19 protein-coding genes are annotated in these 18,765 nt (G+C 77.2%); 3 read left to right on the top strand and 16 right to left on the bottom strand.

Translation table 11 applies throughout. The features are described 5' to 3' along the window. Window positions 1-25 precede the first annotated feature (25 nt). The 4 genes from ACI8AK_RS10870 to ACI8AK_RS10855 form a co-directional block, all read right to left on the bottom strand. On the bottom strand, window positions 26-862 hold the full coding sequence (locus tag ACI8AK_RS10870) for a DUF4191 domain-containing protein (RefSeq protein ID WP_456956218.1): 837 nt from the start codon (window positions 860-862) through the stop codon (window positions 26-28). Between the two features lie 51 nt (window positions 863-913). Next, window positions 914-1,888 carry a lipoyl synthase gene (gene lipA, locus ACI8AK_RS10865; RefSeq protein WP_387989157.1) on the bottom strand — a complete coding sequence of 325 codons (975 nt, stop codon included), beginning with the start codon at window positions 1,886-1,888 and terminating at the stop codon, window positions 914-916. An 82-nt stretch (window positions 1,889-1,970) separates the two neighbouring features. Further along, the gene (locus ACI8AK_RS10860) at window positions 1,971-3,137 is read right to left on the bottom strand and encodes a hypothetical protein (RefSeq protein ID WP_456956216.1); all 1,167 of its coding nucleotides are present in this window, start codon (window positions 3,135-3,137) and stop codon (window positions 1,971-1,973) included. Between the two features lie 156 nt (window positions 3,138-3,293). Beyond that, window positions 3,294-4,664, bottom strand: a complete 1,371-nt coding sequence (locus ACI8AK_RS10855; RefSeq protein WP_456956228.1) for a GGDEF domain-containing protein — start codon at window positions 4,662-4,664, stop codon at window positions 3,294-3,296. A gap of 334 nt (window positions 4,665-4,998) precedes the next feature. Here ACI8AK_RS10855 and ACI8AK_RS10850 point away from each other — a divergent pair, with 334 nt between their 5' ends. Further along, window positions 4,999-5,136, top strand: a complete 138-nt coding sequence (locus ACI8AK_RS10850) for a hypothetical protein (RefSeq protein WP_456956230.1) — start codon at window positions 4,999-5,001, stop codon at window positions 5,134-5,136. Between the two features lie 393 nt (window positions 5,137-5,529). On the opposite strand, the gene ACI8AK_RS10845 is transcribed toward ACI8AK_RS10850, so the two are convergent. Together ACI8AK_RS10845 and ACI8AK_RS10840 are read right to left on the bottom strand one after the other, a co-directional pair. Continuing rightward, complete coding sequence (locus tag ACI8AK_RS10845; protein ID WP_387989166.1) at window positions 5,530-7,752, bottom strand: putative bifunctional diguanylate cyclase/phosphodiesterase; 2,223 nt, start codon at window positions 7,750-7,752, stop codon at window positions 5,530-5,532. Between the two features lie 272 nt (window positions 7,753-8,024). Beyond that, the gene (locus ACI8AK_RS10840; protein ID WP_456956214.1) at window positions 8,025-8,213 is read right to left on the bottom strand and encodes a hypothetical protein; all 189 of its coding nucleotides are present in this window, start codon (window positions 8,211-8,213) and stop codon (window positions 8,025-8,027) included. Window positions 8,214-8,699: 486 nt separating this feature from the next. Here ACI8AK_RS10840 and ACI8AK_RS10835 point away from each other — a divergent pair, with 486 nt between their 5' ends. Continuing rightward, a complete protein-coding gene (locus ACI8AK_RS10835; protein ID WP_456902784.1) occupies window positions 8,700-9,542 on the top strand; it encodes a glutaminyl-peptide cyclotransferase in 843 nt (280 codons plus the stop codon). Between the two features lie 392 nt (window positions 9,543-9,934). Then, window positions 9,935-10,177: a hypothetical protein gene (locus ACI8AK_RS10830; RefSeq protein WP_387986836.1), complete on the top strand. Its 243-nt coding sequence runs from the start codon at window positions 9,935-9,937 to the stop codon at window positions 10,175-10,177. 54 nt (window positions 10,178-10,231) lie between these two features. Here ACI8AK_RS10830 and nusB read toward each other — a convergent pair whose 3' ends face one another. The 10 genes from nusB to mltG all read right to left on the bottom strand — a co-directional run bounded on the left by nusB (window position 10,232) and on the right by mltG (window position 18,744). Further along, on the bottom strand, window positions 10,232-10,639 hold the full coding sequence (gene nusB / locus ACI8AK_RS10825; RefSeq protein WP_387986834.1) for a transcription antitermination factor NusB: 408 nt from the start codon (window positions 10,637-10,639) through the stop codon (window positions 10,232-10,234). 16 nt (window positions 10,640-10,655) lie between these two features. Next, window positions 10,656-11,216, bottom strand: a complete 561-nt coding sequence (gene efp / locus ACI8AK_RS10820) for an elongation factor P (protein WP_387986831.1) — start codon at window positions 11,214-11,216, stop codon at window positions 10,656-10,658. Next, window positions 11,217-12,320, bottom strand: a complete 1,104-nt coding sequence (locus ACI8AK_RS10815; RefSeq protein WP_387986828.1) for a M24 family metallopeptidase — start codon at window positions 12,318-12,320, stop codon at window positions 11,217-11,219. It lies immediately after the preceding gene. After that, window positions 12,317-12,751, bottom strand: coding sequence for a type II 3-dehydroquinate dehydratase (gene aroQ, locus ACI8AK_RS10810; RefSeq protein ID WP_387986826.1), 435 nt, complete (start codon window positions 12,749-12,751; stop codon window positions 12,317-12,319). The genes ACI8AK_RS10815 and aroQ overlap by 4 nt, the downstream gene beginning before the upstream one ends. Beyond that, on the bottom strand, window positions 12,748-13,794 hold the full coding sequence (gene aroB / locus ACI8AK_RS10805) for a 3-dehydroquinate synthase (protein WP_456956212.1): 1,047 nt from the start codon (window positions 13,792-13,794) through the stop codon (window positions 12,748-12,750). The genes aroQ and aroB overlap by 4 nt, the downstream gene beginning before the upstream one ends. A gap of 5 nt (window positions 13,795-13,799) precedes the next feature. Then, window positions 13,800-14,333, bottom strand: coding sequence for a shikimate kinase (locus tag ACI8AK_RS10800; protein WP_387986820.1), 534 nt, complete (start codon window positions 14,331-14,333; stop codon window positions 13,800-13,802). After that, a complete protein-coding gene (gene aroC / locus ACI8AK_RS10795; protein ID WP_387986817.1) occupies window positions 14,330-15,508 on the bottom strand; it encodes a chorismate synthase in 1,179 nt (392 codons plus the stop codon). Before aroC ends, ACI8AK_RS10800 begins: the two co-directional genes overlap by 4 nt. A 26-nt stretch (window positions 15,509-15,534) precedes the next feature. After that, window positions 15,535-16,020 (bottom strand): prepilin peptidase, encoded by a 486-nt coding sequence (locus ACI8AK_RS10790; RefSeq protein WP_456956210.1) that lies wholly within the window; start codon window positions 16,018-16,020, stop codon window positions 15,535-15,537. A 176-nt stretch (window positions 16,021-16,196) separates the two neighbouring features. Next, window positions 16,197-17,009: a shikimate dehydrogenase gene (locus tag ACI8AK_RS10785; RefSeq protein ID WP_387986812.1), complete on the bottom strand. Its 813-nt coding sequence runs from the start codon at window positions 17,007-17,009 to the stop codon at window positions 16,197-16,199. Between the two features lie 7 nt (window positions 17,010-17,016). Beyond that, window positions 17,017-18,744 (bottom strand): endolytic transglycosylase MltG, encoded by a 1,728-nt coding sequence (gene mltG / locus ACI8AK_RS10780; RefSeq protein ID WP_456956208.1) that lies wholly within the window; start codon window positions 18,742-18,744, stop codon window positions 17,017-17,019. Between the last annotated feature and the right edge of the window lie 21 nt (window positions 18,745-18,765).

The following is an 18,765-nucleotide window of genomic DNA, read 5'->3' as shown; positions in this document are numbered from 1 at the left end:
CGGTGGGGCGCGGGGAGGTCCTCCCTCAGCGGCGGCGGACCTGCCGCTGGCTGACGGTCATCTGCCGGCCGCCGGGCAGCGGGCCGCCGGGGACCGGCGGGCGCGCGCCGCCGAGCGCGGCCAACCGCCGGCCGAGGGTGTTGACCTCACCGGCGGACAGGTTGCGGGGCAGCTTCATCACGTGTGCGCTGAGCTTGCGGAGGGGGACCTGCCCCTCCTCCTCGCCGACGGTGACGTCGTAGATGGGGGTGTCGCCGATGACGCGGGCGATGCGCTTCTTCTCCTGCGCCAGCAGGCCGCGGACGCGGACCGGCGAGCCCTCGCCGACCAGGATGACGCCCGGGCGGCCGAGCACCCGGTGCACCGCGTCCAGCTGGGCGGTGCCGGCGACCCCGGCGGACACCCGCCAGTCACCGCGCATGCCCTCCAGCACCCACGCGGCGGCGCCGGGCTGGCCCTCCACCTGGCGGTAGGCCGAGCCCTGCGCGCGGCGGCCGAAGACGATCATCGCCGCCAGCACGCCGAGGACGACCGCGATCGGCAGGAAGAGGAACGGCGCCCCGAACAGGATGGCCAGCAGCTCGACCACACCGGCCACCGCCACGAAGGCGATGAGCATGTACCACGGCAGCTTCGGGTCGTTCTTCCGCGTCAGCGAGTAGGCCTGCTTGATCATGCGGACCTGGTTGCCGACCTTCTTCAGCCGGCCGACCTTCGGCTCGCCGTCCTTGCCGGTCTTCGCGGGCTTGCCCGCCTTCCCCGCCGCGGTGGCACCGCCCGTGGACCGGCCGCGCCCCGCGGCGGGGCCCCGGCCGGCGTTGCCGGCGGGAGCGGGGGAGTCTGTGGGCTTGCTGCGTGCCATGTCCCCAGGATAGGGGCGTCGCGCAGCGGTCCCGGGGAGCCCGCGGGGCGGTCAGCCCCGAGTGGTGAGACCGCGGGCCTCGACGGCCTGCTGGTAGAGCCGCCCGGCCCGGTAGGAGCTGCGCACCAGCGGCCCGGCGAGCACGCCCGGGAAGCCGATCCTCTCCGCCTCCTGCTGGAAGCCGACGAACTCGTCGGGCTTGACCCAGCGGACCACGGGGTGGTGCCGCGGCGAGGGCCGCAGGTACTGGGTGATCGTCAGCAGGTCGCAGCCTGCCTCGTGCAGCGCGCGCATGGTCTCGACCACCTCGTCGGGCTCCTCGCCCATGCCGAGGATGAGGTTGGACTTGGTGACCAGCCCGGCCTCGCGGGCGGCGGTGATCACCGCGAGGGACCGCTCGAAGCGGAAGCCGGGGCGGATGCGCTTGAAGATCCGCGGCACGGTCTCGACGTTGTGCGCCAGCACCTCGGGCCGGGAGGAGAACACCTCGGCCAGCTGGCCGGGGTCGGCGTTGAAGTCGGGGATGAGCAGCTCGACGCCACAGCCGGGGACGGCGGCGTGGATCTGGCGGACGGTCTCGGCGTAGAGCCACGCGCCGCCGTCGGGCAGGTCGTCGCGGGCGACGCCGGTGACGGTGGCGTACCGGAGCTGCATCGTCGCGACGCTCTCGGCGACGCGGCGGGGCTCGTCGGCGTCGAACTCGGCGGGCTTGCCGGTGTCGATCTGGCAGAAGTCGCAGCGCCGGGTGCACTGGTCGCCGCCGATGAGGAAGGTGGCCTCCCGGTCCTCCCAGCACTCGTAGATGTTGGGGCAGCCGGCCTCTTCGCAGACGGTGTGCAGGCCCTCGCGGCGGACCAGCGACTTGAGTTCGGTGTACTCCGGGCCGGTCTTCAGCCGGGTCTTGATCCACTCCGGCTTGCGCTCGATCGGGACCTGGCTGTTGCGCACCTCCAGGCGCAGCAGCTTGCGGCCCGAGGGACCGATCCGGGACGGCTCGGAGGTACTGGTCGTCACCGTCTCGCTCATGATCCCCACCGTACTCCCGGACGGCGATCGCCCCCGCCGCCTCGAGGGCAGCGGGGGCGATCGGCGTGCTGACGGCGGGCCGTCAGGCCTGGCCGGCGGCGGGCCCGGCGGTCGGGCCCTCGTCCGCCCCGCCGCCGCTGGTGAACGGCTCGGGAGCGGTCCGGGTCGGGTCGGTGGCGCCGGCGTCGTCGTCGCCGGCCACGTTCTGGGCATCGCGGATGCCCATGTCGGACTCGGGGGGCGCCGAGTCGCCGGCGACGAACATCGCGTCGGAGACGGTCTTGCTGGAGTCGTCGTTGCTCGGGGAGCTGGGCACGGGGTCCTCTCGGTAGCTGGGCACGGGCCCGTCGCCGGCGGGGGCCGGCGTCCACGGGTCCTCGGTCTTGCGGCGCAGGAACGAGAACGCCGCCGCGCCGACCGCCAGCGCGAGGAGCACCCACGGCCAGCGGCGCGGCTCGGATCCCGTACCCACCTTCCGCCTCGCCTGCGCAGCCTTCTTCGCGGTCTTCCGCGTGGCCTTCCGGCCGGCCTCCGTCGCCTTGCGGCCGGTCTGCGCGGCGCCGCCGACGAGCTCGGCCCGGCGGTGCTCGAGCTCGCCGAGCGCGGTGCCGACGCCGGCGACCAGGCTGTCGCGGGCGCTGCCCAGGGCCGGGACGACGGTGTCCCTCGCGGCGGCCACCCGGGGGGCGACCTCGGTGGCCAGCGCCTTGCGGGTGGCGGCCGAGGCGGCCTCCACCCGGGGCGCGAGGTCCGCGGCGGCCTTGGCGGCGGCGGCACCGGCGGCGGTCAGCGCCGAGGTGACCGCCGGGCCGGCGGACTCGCGGGCGGCGGCCACGCGCGGGGTCAGCGCGTCGACGGCCGCGTCGACGCGCTCGCGGGCGGCGTCGAGGACGGGGTTGGCGGCCTCCCGGGCGGCCACGACGCGCGGGGTGAGCGCCACGACGGCGGCGTCGACGCGCTCGCGGGCGGCGTCGAGGACCGGGCTCGCGGCGCCGCGGGCGGCGTCCACCCGCGGGGCCAGGGCCTCGCGGGCCGAGGCGACGGCGGGCGCGGCCACCGCGACGGCGGCGGCGACCCTGGGGGCGGCCGCCTCGCGCGCGGCGTCCACGCGGGGGGCCAGTTGCTCCGCGGCGGCCCGGCCGGCCTCCGTGACGGCGGCGCCGAGGTGACTGAGCCCCTCCTGGAGCTCGGCCCCGATGACCTGGCCGCGGGACTGTGTGACCTGGCCGCGGGACTGTGTGCGGGACACGGGATGCACCTCCGGGTTGATCGACTCCGGCCATCCTGCCCGCTCCGGCGGGAAGGCACATCCCCGGGCCGACCCGCCGCCGGGCCGGTCAGGACGCGCGTCCCCGGGGCGGCACGGTCCGCGCCGGCGGTCCGCAGCACGGTGCAGCCCGGCACGTCAGGAGGGTCGGCGTCGTCGGTCACGGCGACGACGCGGCCGCCGAGCGCGGTCACCAGCGCGACGGCGTGCGTCACCGCCGCGGTGGGCACGGCGCCGCCGGTGAGGTCGAGCCGCACGACGTCGGCGGGCAGTGCGCCGTCGCCGGCGTGGCCGAGGACCTGCAGGACGGTGCCGTCGACCGCCGTCCCCAGGCCGCGGGCGCGCAGCCCCGCCAGGAGGTCGGCCGCCGCGGGGAGCAGCGGGCCGGGCAGGTCGCGCGGCAGCACGCAGACCACCGACTCCGGCGGGACCCCCGCCCGCAGCAGCGCCGCGGCCAGGGAGTCGGCGGTGCGCGTGCCCGCGACGTCGGCGGGCGACAGCGTCGTCCAGACCGGGGGAGCGGCGTCCACGAGGCCGAGGAGGGGCAGGGCGCGCGTGAGGGCGGTCAGGTCGGCCGGGCGTCCGTCGGGCGTCCGCGCCTCGCGGGCGGCCGGGCGTCCCGACGGGTCGACCAGGGGCACGACGACGACGTCGGCCGCGGCTGCGCCCTCGGGGTCCCGCGGCAGCGGCAGGGGGGGGGGGGGGGGGGGGGGGGGGGGCCCCGCCCCCCCCCCCCCGCCCCGCCAAAACCCACCCCCCGCCCCCCCGCCACCCCCCCATACAGCGCCCCCCCCCCCCCCCGCCCCCCCCCGCCCCCCCCGCCCCGCCCCCCGCCCCCCCCCCCCCCCGCCCGCGCCCCCCCCCCCCCCCCCCCCCCCCCCCCCCCCCCCCGGCCTTGGCGGCGTACATCCCGGCGTCGGCGGCCGCGAGCAGGCTCTCGATCGTCCGCCCGTCGCCGGGGGCGGTCGCCAGGCCGATGCTGGCGCCGACCCGGACGACCCGCCCGGCGACCGCCACCGGCTCGACGAGGACGCGGTGCAGCCGGGCGGCGCACTCCCGCGCCAGGACGGCGTCGGCGCCCGGCAGCAGGACGGCGAACTCGTCCCCGCCGAGCCGGGCCAGGACGTCGGACGGGCGGAGGGCCCCGCGCAGCCGCGCCCCGACGGTCCGCAGCATGTCGTCGCCGGCGGCGTGGCCGAGGCCGTCGTTGACCGCCTTGAACCCGTCCAGGTCGAGCAGGAGCACGCCCGCGGGCCGGCCGGGGGCCAGGTGCGCGGCGGCGCGCTCGGCCAGCGCCCGCCGGTTGGCCAGGCCGGTCAGCTCGTCGGTGTGCGCCTGCCGGCGGACCTCGGTCAGCGCCCGCAGCTCCCGCAGGGTCAGCGCCGTGCGGGCGAGCGACGCGGCCAGGCAGCCCAGGGCGCACAGCTCCCCGAGCCCGGCGCCGGGCCGGCTCCACTCGACGCTCAGGACGAGCAGCGCCGCGACGTTGCAGCCGACCGGGATGCCCACCCAGCGCCAGCCCGTGCGGACCTGCGCGACCGGCTCGGGGGCGGCGGGCCGGGGGGCCGTGACGACCGCGACCACCGTGAGCGCCGCGTTGAGGACGCAGGCCAGGTCGCCCCAGCCGCCGGGGACGTAGGTGCCCCCGGCCTGGGCCGCGGCGATGAGCACGTCGGCGACCAGCTTCCCGGTCAGGACGGCGCAGAGCAGGAGGACGGTCCGGTCGACGCGGGCGCCCAGGACCGCGAACACCGCGCCGACGAGCGCGAGCAGCAGCAGGTCGGCCACCGGGTAGGCGAGGTTGGCGGCGACCGCCAGCGGGTCGTGCGCCGGGGAGGACAGCGTGGGCCCCAGCACCCAGGTCGCGGTGACCGCGGCGACCGCGAGCGCGCCGATCAGCCCGTCGAGCCAGCTCACCGCCGACGCCCGCGGCGCCCGGCTGCGGACGAGGAACAGGGGGACGGCGAACAGCGGCGGGTAGGCGGCCAGCCACCACGCGTCGGCCACCGAGGGGAACGGCGGCTGCGCCTGCGGGACCACGACCAGGACGTAGGTGAGGTTGCCGACCACGATCAGGCCCCACGCCACGGCCACCGCCTGCCAGGTGCGCCGCTCGGCGGGCGACCGGCCGCCGGTGCGCCAGCAGAGGAGGCCGGCCAGGACCGGGACGGCGTTGTAGAGGACGACGTCGTACAGCAGCGTCTCCGCCGGACCGCTGCGGGCCCGGTCCACGCCGGTGAGGTAGACGGCGACGAGGGCCGCCGTCAGCCAGACCACCGGGCGGCGGGTGCCGGTCCGCTGCCCCCGCGCGGCGACCACGGCGCCACCCCGCCACGGCGCCGGTCGGCCGGCGGCGGACCGGCTCGGCACCGTCTCAGTCCCGGACACGGGCGGTGGCGGCGCGGTGGGCGGCCAGCCAGCGCAGCAGGTCGGGGACCGGCATGGGCCGGGCGACGGCGTAGCCCTGGGCGACGTCGCAGCCCAGCGCCGCGAGCCGGGCGGCGGTGGTGAGGTCCTCGACGCCCTCGGCGACCAGGCTCAGGCCCAGGTCGTGGGCGAGCGCGACGGTGTGCCGCACGATCGCGGCGGCCCGCTCGTCGCGGTCGACGTCGGCGGTGAGGCTGCGGTCGAGCTTGAGCTCGTCGGCGGGCAGCCGGCGCAGGTAGGCCAGCGAGCTGTAGCCGGTGCCGTAGTCGTCGATGGAGGTGCGCACGCCCAGGCGGCGCAGTTCGCCGAGCACGGTGCGGCCGCGCTCGGGATCGGCCATGAGGGTGTCCTCGACCAGCTCCAGGGTCAGCGCCGCCGGGGGCAGCCCGCGCCGGGCCAGCTCCGCGGCGACCTTGCCGGGCAGGTCGAGGTCGGCGACGTTGGCCGCGGACAGGTTCACCGACACCGGCACCCGGTGCTCGTCCCACCAGCGGGCGACCGCGTCCAGGGAGCGCTCGAGCACGGTGTCGGTCAGCGGGCGCAGCAGGCCGGCCTGCTCGGCGGCGGGCAGCACCTGCGCGGGGCCGAGCAGCCCGCGCCCGGGGTGGTGCCACCGCAGCAGCGCCTCGACGCCGACGGTGCGGCCGTCGTCCATGGCGACCTGCGGCTGCAGGTGGACGTCGAGCTGGTCCTCGGCCAGCGCGGTGCGCAGCTCCTCCATCGTGCGCAGCCGCTCGCCCGACCCGCTGGTCGGGTCGGGGACGTAGACGTGCACGCCGGCGCGCTCGGTCTTGGCCGCGTACATCGCCACGTCGGCGCAGCGCAGCAGCTCCTGGACGTCGTCGGCGGGGACCGGCGCGGTCGAGACGCCGATGCTCACGCCGACGTGCAGCCGGATGCCGTCGACCTCGAACGGCTGCCGCAGCAGGTCGTGCACGACGCCGGCGCGCTCGGCGGCGGTGTCCAGGTCGACGGCGGGCAGCAGGACGGCGAACTCGTCGCCGCCGAGCCGCGCGAGCACCTCGCCCGGCCGCAGCGCGGGGGTCACCCGCGGGCCGACCTGGCACAGCAGCTGGTCGCCGGCGCCGTGCCCGAGGCTGTCGTTGACCTCCTTGAACCCGTCGAGGTCCAGCAGCAGCAGCGCGGCGGGGGAGGTGGTCGTCGCCCCGGCGACGACGGTGCGGGCGCGCTCGAGCAGCGCGCGCCGGTTGGGCAGGCCGGTGAGCTCGTCGGTGCGCGCCTCCTGCCGGACCACCGCGAACGTCCGCACCTCGCGGAAGGTGACCGCGGTGCGGGCCAGCGCGGCGAGCACGCAGCCCACCGCCAGCCACCCGGCGCTGTCGGGCAGGTCGTCGCCGTAGCCGGCGGCGAGCACGGCGAGGGCGGCGAGCGTGCCGGCCAGCGGCAGCGCGACCAGCCGCCAGGTGATCCGCACGCCCTCCTGCCCGGCGGCGCGCCGCGGGTCGCCGGTGGTGCGCCACGCGGCGACGGCGGCCAGCAGCACGCCGGCCTGCCACACCAGCTCCAGCGGCCCGCCGTCGGCGTAGCGGCCCTCGGCGCTCAGCACGAACAGGGCGGCGTCGGCGACGCAGAACAGCGCGATGGCCCCGGCGATGCACAGCAGGGTGCGGTCCAGGTGCACGCCGAGGATGGCGCTGACGCCGACCAGCAGCGACAGCAGCAGCACGTCGGCACCGGGCCAGGCGAGCTGGGCGACCGAGACGTGGCTGCTGTCGGTGAGGTAGGGCCCGAGCAGGAACCCGGTGCCGACCGCCGTGGTGCCGAGCGCGGCGACGACGCCGTCGAGCCACATGCTGGGCAGGAACCGCGCGACGCGGGCGCGGATGAGCACGAACAGCGCGACGTAGAGGCTGCCGTAGGCGACGGCGACGCAGGTGTCGGCCACCGGGGACGGCGTGGTGCCCGCCTGGCCGGTCTCGAGGATGCGCGCGACGTTCCCGGCCGCGCCGACGACGAGCGAGGTGGCCAGCGCCCGCCAGGCGAGCGCCTCGCGGGGAGCCCGCCGGGCGGTCAGCCAGCAGGCGGCGCCGGCCGCCAGCCAGGACAGGTGGTAGAGGACGACGTCGTAGAGGACGTCCCAGGCGTGTCCGGGCGGGCGTGGGCCGACGCCGGTGGCGAAGAGGGCGGCGGCGAGCGCCGCGACCACCACGAGGGGGCCGCGGGGGGGGGGGGGGGCCCCCCCCCCCGCCCCCCGCCCCGCCCCCCCCCCCCCCCCCACCCCACCCCCCCCCCCCCCGCCCCGCCCCCCCCCCCCCCCCCCCCCCCCCCCCCCACCCCCCCCCCCGCCCCCCGCCGCCCCCCCCCCGCCCCCCCCCCCCCCCCCCCCCCCCCCCCCCCCCCCCCCCCCCCCCCCCCCCCCCCCCCCCCCCCCCCCCCCCGGCCCCGGCGAGTGCATCAGCAGTCGCCGGACCCACGGTCCTGTCAGCCGAAGTTGCTACCGGCCGCAGCTGCCGCGAAGGCGGCGTTCAGCTGGTTGGCGTCGCCGAGCACACCGACGTTGACGTTGCCGACGTTCAGTGCGACTGCGATGGCGAGGTTGCCGTTCTGCGAGAAGAAGGCCTGCATCGTGGTCCGCTCGGGCAGCAGCTCGACGGTCTGGTCCTCGAACATGGGATCTCCTCAGGTGTCGGTTCTGGGGATGAGGCCTGCCGGGATCAGGACTGCGGCGTCGCCGCCGGCCTCCCCGATCGCCCCGTGGACTGCCGGGCCCGGCCGCGGTCCGGGATCGGCAGGCGAAAGTCTCGGGCTGCGGCACGGACGGCGGCATCAGTGGCCACCACCGATCTGGGCCGAGCCGGATCCCGGTCCCCGGCTCCGTCCACCACGGTGCCGGTTCCGTGCGGTACGTACTGCAGGGAACGGGCACGCATCTACGGGAGCCGTCCCTTCCGGACCCGCCGGCCGGTTCGTAGTCTCTGCGGCTCCGGGCCGTCCCGGGTCGCCGGCCGGGTCCGCCGGCGGTCCCCCGTCGACGCACCCCCGGCGACCCGGTGACCCGGTGGCCCGGTGGCGGTGGCCTGGTGGCCCTGTGACCGAACGACCCATGACTCGGCGACCCCCGTGACCCGACCGACCCGAACGGATCGTGACCGCTCGATGAACCGTGGCATCCGCCGCCGGGCCCTGGCCGCCGTCGTCCTCGCCGTCGCGCTGCTGCCCGCCTGCTCGGCACGGGACAGCGCGGACGTCTCCGTCTACGGGGAGTCGGTCCGGGCCCGGAACGCCGTGGTCACCGACCCCGACCTCCCGGTGCCGGTGCTGCGGCCGGAGGTCCTGGCCGAGGTGCCGCACGACCCGTCGGCCTTCACCCAGGGGTTCGAGGTGCACGAGGGCGCCCTCTACGAGGGCACCGGGCTCGCGGGCCGGTCCCAGCTCCGCGAGGTCGACCCCGCGACCGGCGAGGTGCGACGGTCCGCGCCGCTCCCCGGCCGGCTGTTCGGCGAGGGCATCACGGTGGTCGACGACCGCATCTGGCAGCTGACCTGGCAGGACGGTGTGGTGCTCGAGTGGGACCGGGCCACTCTCACCCTCCGGCAGGAGGTGCCGCTGGAGGGCGAGGGCTGGGGGCTGTGCTTCGACGGGACCCGCCTCGTGCGCAGCGACGGCACGGACCAGCTGCGCTTCCACGACCCCGTCACCTTCGCCGAGACCGGCTCGGTCGCCGTCACCTTGGACGACGAGCCGGTGACCCAGCTCAACGAGCTGGAGTGCGTCGACGGACAGGTCTGGGCGAACGTGTGGCAGTCCGACGTCCTCGTCCGCATCGACCCGGCGAGCGGGCGGGTGACCGCGCTGGTCGACGCCGCCGGCCTGCTCGACCAGGAGCAGCGCGCGGACGCCAACGCGGTCCTCAACGGCATCGCCGCCCTGGGCGACGACGAGTACCTGCTCACCGGCAAGCTGTGGCCCGTCTCGTTCCGCGTGCGGTTCGTGGAGTAGTCCGGTCCGCCGGTGCGGGCGCGCCCCGGTCCCGGGCACCGTGTCGTCCCCGGCCGTCCCGCACCAGCGGGCGGGCACCACGGACGCAGCCGGTCGGCACCACCGAGGTGCGGCCAGGGACCACGGGACCGGTCCGGGGACCGCACCCTGCGCCGCCGCGACGTGCTGGGATGGCGCGACGAGGGGTGCGTCGCCCGCCGGCGGCGTCCCGACGACCACCCCACGACCGTCCGGAGGTATCCGTGGAGAGTCGGTTCCCCGTCCTGCTCTCGGCGCTGCTCCTGGTGTGCGGCTCGTTCTCCTGGAGCAGCTCCGCCGGTCCTGCCGGTCCGCTGTCCGGGTGGCTGAGCTCGATCGGCGTCAGCGCGGCCGTGGGAGGAGGCTCCGGGTCCGTGAGCCTGGTGTCGTGCTCCGGGGACTCCTGCTCGGTGACGCTGGGAGGGAGCGGCGCCCGGGCCCACGTGCTCGGGACGACGATCGGGCTCACCGGGACCGACGGCGACCGGGCGACCCTCCGGGTCGAGGACCGGGACGTCTCCTGCACGGTGGGGCGGACGACCTCGGCGGGCGGGCTGCAGCTGACCTGCACGGAGGTCGCGGACGGCCGGGTGGCGTTCACGGTCACCCGCGGCTGAGGTCCGACCGCCGGCGGCGACCTCGGCCCGCCGCCGCGCGACCGGCCGGCCGGGTCAGCCGGTGGGGACCTCGGCGTCGAGGATGGCGCCGAGGACGCCGTTGACGTAGGCCGGCGAGTCGTCGGTGGACAGCGCGCGGGCGAGTTCCACGGCCTCGTCGATGACGACGGCGTCGGGCACGTCGTCGGCCCAGAGCAGCTCGAACACCGCCATGCGCAGGATCGCGCGGTCGACGTCGGGGAGGCGCTCGAGCGACCAGCCGCGGGCGTGCTGCCCGATCAGCTCGTCGATGCGCGCCTGGTGCGCCGCCACGCCCTCGACCAGCCGGACGGCGTGGTCGGGGACGGGCGGCGAGGGGTCGGCGATCCGCTCGCGCAGCAGCTCCACCGGGTCGGTGCCCCGCAGGTCCGCCTCGTAGAGGACGTCGACGGCGCGCTTGCGCGCCTTGGTGCGGGCAGCCATGGCTCGGAGGGGTGCGTCAGTTGGCGCGGCCGAGGTACCGGCCGTCGCGGGTGTCGACCTTGAGCTTGTCGCCGGTGTTGACGAACAGCGGCACGTTGATCTGCGCGCCGGTCTCGAGGGTGGCGGGCTTGGTGCCGCCGGTGGAGCGGTCGCCCTGCAGGCCCGGGTCGGTGTGCTGGACGACGAGCTCCATGGTCACCGGCAGCTCGACGTAGAGCGGGGTGCCCTCGTGCACCGCGACGACGACCTCGGTGTTGTCGAGCAGGTAGTCCGCGCCGCTGCCGACGGTCTCGGACGGGACGTAGATCTGCTCGAAGGTGTCGCCGTCCATGAAGACGAAGTCGTTGCCCTCGCGGTACAGGTAGGTCATGTTCCGCTTGTCGACGGTGGCCGTGTCGACCTTGGTGCCGGCGTTGAAGGTGCGGTCGACGACCTTGCCCGAGAGCACGTTCTTCAGCGTCGTCCGCACGAACGCGCCGCCCTTGCCGGGCTTGACGTGCTGGAACTCGGTGACGGACCACAGCTGGCCGTCGAGGTTGAGGACCATGCCGTTCTTGAGGTCGTTGGTGGTAGCCATCTAGAGGACCAGCAGTTCCTTGCTCGTGAGGGTCAACAACTCGGGCGCGTCCGCCGTGACGACGAGCGTGTCCTCGATCCGGACACCGCCGTGTCCGGGGAGGTAGACCCCCGGCTCCACGGTGACGGCCATGCCGGCGGCCAGACTACCCGCGCCCAGCGGGCCGATGCCCGGCGCCTCGTGGATCTCCAGGCCCACCCCGTGCCCCAGGCCGTGGGTGAAGTGGTCGGCGTGCCCGGCCGCGGCGATGACGTCGCGCGAGGCGGCGTCGACGGCGACGACGTCGGCCCCGACCGCCAGCGCCGCCCGCCCGGCCGCCTGCGCCTCGGCCACCAGCGCGTACACCTCGCGCTGCCAGTCGGCGGCGTGCCCGAGCACCAGCGTGCGGGTCATGTCGGAGTGGTAGCCGTCGACGGTGGCGCCGAAGTCGAGCTTGAGGAGGTCGCCGCCGGCCAGCACCGTGCGGTCGGGCCGGTGGTGCGGGATCGCGGAGTTCGCGCCGGTGGCCACGATCGTCTCGAACGACGGCGCCTCGGCGCCCAGTGCCAGCATGCGGGCGTCGAGCTCCCGGCCGACCTCCAGCTCGGTGCGCCCGGGCCGCAGCGCGCCCTCGGAGGCGAGCTCGGCCAGCGCCTGGTCGGCGACCGCGCACGCGCGGCGCAGCGCGGCGACCTCGTCGTCGTCCTTGACCGCGCGCAGCTCCTCGACCGCGCGGCGGACCGAGACCAGCTCCGGCACGGTCCCGCCGGCCGCGGCGTCGGCGAGCACCCGCTCGAGCTGGGCCAGCCCGTCGACGGTGACCACGTGGCTCTCGTAGCCGATCCGGCCCGCGCCGCGGCGCACCGCCTCCTGCGCGAGGGCCGGGACGGTGCCGCGGTCGACCAGCAGCTCGACGTCGGGCACCTGGGTGCCGGCCTGGGTCGTGTACCGGCCGTCGGTGCCGAACAGGTCGGCCCCGTCGGTGCGCAGCAGCAGCGCGCCGTTGGACCCGGTGAACCCGGTCAGGTAGCGGACGTTGAGCAGGTCGGTCACCAGGACGGCGTCCAGCCCGCGCTCGGCGGCGGTCGCCCGCAGCCGCTCCCGCCGTTCGGCCGCCCTGCTCACGAGACCCCCTTCGCCGCCAGGTACCGCAGCGCCAGCTCGTAGCCCTGGACGCCGAGCCCGGCGATGACGCCGTCGGCGACGCGGGAGACGTAGGAGTGGTGCCGGAACTCCTCGCGCCGGTGGATGTTCGAGATGTGCACCTCCACGACCGGTGCCGTCACCGCGGCCAGCGCGTCGTGCAGCACCACCGAGGTGTGCGACCAGCCGCCCGGGTTGACCACGACCGGGTCACCGGCGTCGGTCGCCTCGTGCACCCAGCCGAGCAGCTCGGCCTCGGAGTCGGTCTGCCGCACCCGCACGGCGAGCCCGAGCCCGGCGGCGGCCTCCTCGACCATCGCCACGAGCTCGGCGTACGTCGTCGTGCCGTAGACCTCGGGCTCGCGGGTGCCGAGCCGGCCCAGGTTGGCGCCGTTGAGGACCTGGATCGTCACGCTGCCTCCGCCACTGCGGCCCACGCCGCGTCCAGCCACGCCTGCTCGGGGTCGGTCAGGATCGTCGGGTTGCCGATGCCGTCGAGGACGACGAACCGCAGCGTCGCCCCGCGGGCCTTCTTGTCCACGCGCATCACCGCCTGCAGCGCCGCCCAGTCACCCCGGTAGCGGGTCGGCAGGCCCATCGCCGCCACCAGCTCGCGGTGCCGGTCGGCCTCCGCGCGGGGGAGCAGGCCGGCCTGCGCGCCGAGCTCGGCGGCGAAGACCAGCCCGACGGCGACCGCCTCGCCGTGCCGCCAGCGGAAGTCCTCGACCCGCTCGATGGCGTGGCCGAGGGTGTGCCCGTAGTTGAGGTACTCGCGGACGCCGGTGTCGAACAGGTCCTGGCCCACCGCGTCGGCCTTGACCCGCACGGCCCGCTCCACGAGCTCCCCGGTGTCGCGCCGGCCCGTGGGGTCGGCGGCGAGCAGGTCGAGGATCGTGCCGTCGGCGATGAACCCGCACTTGACCACCTCGGCCATCCCGGCGCGGAACTCCGCCTCCGGGAGCCCGGCGAGCACGTCGGTGTCGGCGAGGACGCCGGCCGGCGGGTGGAACGCGCCGACGAGGTTCTTGCCGGCGCCGGTGTTGATGCCGGTCTTGCCGCCCACCGCGGCGTCGACCATGCCGAGCACGCTGGTCGGCAGGTGCACCACGCGGACGCCGCGGGTCCACGTGGCGGCGAGGAACCCGGCGAGGTCGGTGACCGCTCCCCCGCCGACGCCGACGACGGCGTCCGAGCGGGTCAGCCCGAGCCGGCCGAACTCCTCCCAGGCGGCCGCGGCGACCGCGGCGGTCTTCGCGGCCTCGCCGTCGGGCACGACGACGGCCTCGGCGGCCACCCCGGCGGTCTGCAGCGTCTCGACGGCGGCGCCGGCGAGCGCGGCCAGCGGCGGGCTGTGCACGACCGCGGCCTTGGGCGTCCCGGCGAGCAGCAGGCCCAGCTCGGCCTGCACGCCCGGCCCGATGACGACGTCGTAGGGCTTCTCGCCCGGGACGGTCACGCGCCTCACCGGGCGCTCCCGGCGGGCAGGGCGGACAGCACGTCCGCGACGACGTCCTCCGGCGTGCGGCCGGCGGTGGGCACGACCACGGTGGCGACCTCCGCGTAGAGCGGGGCGCGCTGCTCGAGCAGGGTGCGCAGCATCGCCCGCGGGTTGACCGCCAGCAGCGGGCGGTCCCGGGACAGGCCGGCCCGGCGGGCGGCCGAGGGGACGTCGACGTCGAGGTGGACGACGGTGCCGCCGGCGCGGCCGTAGCCGACCAGCGACTCGCGGGTGGCGGCGCTGAGCACCGCGCCGCCGCCGAGCGCGAGGACGCCGTCGTGCTCGCCGAGCGCGCGGGCGACCGCCTGCTCCTCCAGCGCCCGGAAGTGCGGCTCGCCGTGCGTGACGAACAGGTCGGCGACGCTGGTGCCGGCGGCGGCCTCGACGTCGGCGTCGGTGTCCCGGAACGGCAGTCCCAGCGCGGTCGCCACCGCCGTCCCGACGGTCGTCTTGCCCGACGCCGGCGGGCCGACGAGGACGAGGACGGGCCGCGTCACCGGTACGGGAGCGCGTCGAGGTAGGCCTGCGCGTTGCGGCGGGTCTCGGCCACCGAGTCGCCGCCGAACTTCTCCAGCGCGGCGTCGGCGAGCACCAGCGCGACCATCGCCTCCATCACCACCGCCCCGCGGGGCACCGCGCAGGCGTCGCTGCGCTGGTTGATCGCGACCGCGGCGTCCCCGGTGGCGACGTCGACGGTGGCCAGCGCCCGCGGCACCGTGGAGATCGGCTTCATCGCCGCGCGCACGCGCAGCGCCTCGCCGTTGGTCATGCCGCCCTCGATGCCGCCGGCGCGGTCGGTGACCCGGCGCAGCCGGCCGTCCTCGCTGACGATCTCGTCGTGGGCCACCGAGCCCCGGCGGCGGGCGGTCTCCAGGCCGTCGCCGACCTCCACCGCCTTGACCGACTGCACGCCCATGAGCGCCGCGGCCAGCCGGGCGTCGAGGCGGCGGTCCCAGTGCACGTGGCTGCCCAGGCCCGGCGGCAGCCCGTGGACGACCACCTCGACGACGCCGCCGAGCGTGTCGCCGTTCTTCCGGGCGTCGTCGACCTCGGCGACCATCGCCTCGCTGGTGGCCGGGTCGGCGCAGCGCACCGGGTCCTCGTCGATGCGCGGGTTGTCCTGCGGGCCGGGCAGCACGCCGTCGGGGACGGTGACCGGGCCGATCGCGACGACGTGACTGACCACCTCGACGCCGAGCGCCTGCCGCAGGAACGCCTTCGCGACGGCGCCGAGCGCCACCCGGGCGGCGGTCTCCCGGGCGCTGGCCCGCTCCAGCACCGGGCGGGCGTCGTCGAAGCCGTACTTCTGCATGCCGGCGAGGTCGGCGTGGCCGGGCCGCGGCCGGGTCAGCGGCGCGTTCCGGGCCTGCCCCTCGAGCACCGCGGGGTCGACCGGGTCGGCCGACATGACCGTCGTCCACTTGGGCCACTCGGTGTTGCCCACCTGGACCGCGATCGGCCCCCCCATGGTCAGCCCGTGCCGGACGCCCCCGGTGAGGGTGACGACGTCCTGCTCGAAGGACATCCGCGCGCCCCGGCCGTGGCCCAGCCGGCGGCGGGCCAGGTCGACGTCGAGGTCGGAGGTCTGCACCCGCACGCCGGCGGGCAGGCCCTCGAGGATGGCGGTGAGCTGCTGGCCGTGCGACTCACCGGCGGTCAGCCAGCGCAACATGGCGCCGATTCTGCCAGTCGGTGTCGTCACGCCAGCGGCCCCTCGACCACCAGGGCGAGGACCGCGCCGAGCAGCAGCGGCGGACCGAACGCGACGGGCGTGTCCCAGCCGGCCCGGCCGGTCCCCACCAGGACGAGCGAGGCGGCGGCACCGGCGAGCAGGCCGAGGAACACCCCCGCGAGCAGCACGCCCCAGCCGGCCCAGCCCAGCAGCAGCCCGAGCAGCGCGAGCAGCTTGACGTCGCCGAGGCCCAGCCCCGACGGCCCGGCCAGGGCGGCGAGCAGCGCGATCCCGCCGGCCGCGGCCGCGGCGAGCAGCGCCCGCAGCAGCGCGGGCCAGGTGCCGAGCAGGGCGGCGTCGGCGAGCAGGGCCGCGGCGCACACGGCCGCGGCCGGGAGCGTGACCCGGTCGGGCAGCCGGTGGACGGCGAGGTCGACCTGGGCGAGGACGACGGCGGCGCCGGCGGCCCAGGCGTAGGCGGCGGTCGCCGGGCGGGCGCCGGTGAGCAACACCGCGCCGCACAGCAGCAGGACGAGGACGAGCGCGCTGAGCAGGGCGCGGGCGGGCGTGGCCCGCGCCGCGGGGTCCCGGTCGGCCAGCCGGACGGCGGCGCGCGCCAGCGGCGGGCCGAGCGCCGCGGCGGCCAGGACGGCGGCCGCCAGCAGCAGCTCGCGCGGGACGGGAGGGCTCAGCGGGCGTCCAGCGCGGCGCGCATGGGGCCCAGCGGCGCGGGCAGCCCGGTCATCAGCTCGACCTGCACCGTGGCCTGCCAGAACAGCATCTCGATGCCGCTGACCACCGTGGCGCCGGCCCGGTCGGCCGCGGCGGCCACCGGCGTGGGCCACGGCGCGTAGAGCACGTCGAGCACCGTCTGCCCGGCGTGCCAGCCGAGGCCCGCGAGGTCCCGGTGCGCGCCGATCGGCACGGTGCTGACGACGACCGGTGCCTCGACCGGGCCGGGCTCCAGGACCCGGACCACGGCCTCCACCCCCAGGACCCCGAGCACCCGGGTGACGTCGGCGGCGCGGGACGGGTCGCGGACCAGCACGTCGACCGACTCCGCGCCGAGCTCGGCCAGCGCGACGGCGGCGGCCGCGGCCGTCCCGCCCGCGCCGACGATCGCCGCGTGGGAGACCCGCTCGACGCCGCCGGCCTGCAGCGCCATGCCGACGCCGTGTGCGTCGGTGTTCTCCGCCCGCCAGCCGGCGTCGGTGTGCACGAGGGTGTTCGCCGCGCCCAGCAGCCGGGGCAGCGGCTCGACGGCGTCGGCGACGGCGACCGCCGCCTGCTTGCACGGCATGGTCACCGAGAACCCCCGCCACTCCGGGCCGAGGCCGGCGACCAGGTCGGGCAGGTCCTCGGCGCCCACGTCGAGCGCGTCGTAGGTCCAGCCGGTCAGGCCGAGCGCGGCGTAGGCGGCGCGGTGCAGCAGCGGGGAGAGCGAGTGCCCGACCGGGCGGCCGACGACGGCCGCCCGGCCGGGCGGGGCCGGTGCGGGCACGGGCCGGTCAGCCACCACACCCGAGGCCGGCGTCGGCGCACCGCTGGCGGGCCGCCAGGAACTCGTCGTAGCTGGCGGTGAAGAAGTGCCGCCCGTCCGGGGACTCCAGCACGTAGTACAGGAGGTCCCCGGTCGTCGGCGCCAGCGCCGCCTCCAGGCTCGCCTCACCGGGCGCCGCGATCGGCGTCGGCGGGAGGCCGGCCCGGGTCCGCGTGTTGTACGGGCTGTCGGTCTGCAGGTCGGTGACGGTGAGGTCGTTGCCGTTCTTGCCGAGCCCGTAGGCCAGCGTCGCGTCGATCCCGAGCGGGATGCCCTGCGACAGGCGGTTGTAGACGACCTGCGCCACGTCCACCCGCTCGTCGTCGACCTTGGTCTCCCGCTCGATCATCGAGGCGACGACGACGACGTCGTACACCGAGCGCCCGGCCGCGGCGGCCCGCTGCTCGAGCTGCACGTCGGCCGCCATGTCGGTGAACCGGGAGACCATCGCGCGCAGCACGTCGACGGCGGTGTCGTCGGGCTCGACGTCGTAGGTGGCCGGGAACAGGAAGCCCTCGAGCTGCCCGTTCGCGTAGGCCGGCAGGCCCAGCGCGGCCGGATCGGCGGCCGCCGCCTGGAGTTCCTCGATCGGCGTGCCCGTCGCCTCGGAGATCCGCTGCAGCGTGCCCGCGAGCGTGGAGCCCTCGGGGACGGTGACCCGCGAGACCTGCCGGGCGGCCGGGTCGAGCAGCAGGTCGAGGGCGGCCTGGCCGCTCATCTGCGACCGCAGCTCGTAGACGCCGGGCTGGATGCCGGTCGCCGCCGCGTTCGCCTCGGCGGCGTCGACGAACGGCTCGGAGGAGGCGATGACGTCGGCGTCGACGAGGGTGCGGGCGATGTCGCTGAGGGTGTCGCCCTCGCCGACGCGCACCTCGACGCTGCCGGTGCCCGCGCCGGCGTAGTCCTCGGCCTCGGGGTTGACCAGGCCGATGAGGGCCCTGCCGCCGAAGACGATGCCGGCGACGAGCCCGGCGAGGACCAGCAGCGCCAGGACGTTGGCCAGCGGGCTGCGGCGGCGGCCGGAGCGCCGGCGGGGCGCGGGTGCGGCCTCGTGGTCGTCGTAGAGGTCGCCGTCGTGCAGGTCGCCGTCGTGCAGGTCGCCGTCGTGCAGGTCGCCGTCGTGGAGGTCGGCGGAGCCGGTCTCGTCGGGGTCGTCGCCGAAGACGGCGGCGTGCCCGTGCTCCTCGGCCTCGTCGCGGGCGCGCCGGCCGCGCCGGCGGGGGCGGTCCGCGCTGCCGGCGCCGAGGACCTCGAGGCCGCCGGTGGGGTCCTCGTCGTCGGCGGGCTCGTCGTGCGGGCCGACGGCGGCCGCGGCCACGGTGGGCGCCTCGTCGGGGTCGGTGGTCTCGTTGCGGCGGGCGAGCTTCGACCACGGGCCGGACGGCCGCGGCAGGACGCCGGGCAGCGGCGGCACGGGCTGGCTGTCGCCGGGCAGCGGGCCGGTGCGGTCGTCCTCGGGCGCGCCGCCCCCGGCGCCGGCGTCCGCGTCGTCCGGGGCGGCGTGCCGGCCGGCGGTCACCGGCCGGACGTCGCGGTCCAGCAGGCCGGCGCGGGACGGGGTGCCGGGACGGGCCGGGCCGGGGCCGAGGGGCAGCCGTGTCGTCTGCGGGCCGACCGGCCAGGCACCCGCGGGGGGCGCCGGGACGTCCGGCATGCCGGGGAGGCCCCGCCCGTACGGCGGGACCGGACCGGTCACCGGCACACCTCGCTGACGCTC

The sequence above is a fragment of the Geodermatophilus sp. SYSU D00867 genome (assembly GCF_054050315.1).
Note: the sequence above shows the minus strand (reverse complement) of the source record. Positions and strands in the feature narration are given on the sequence as shown.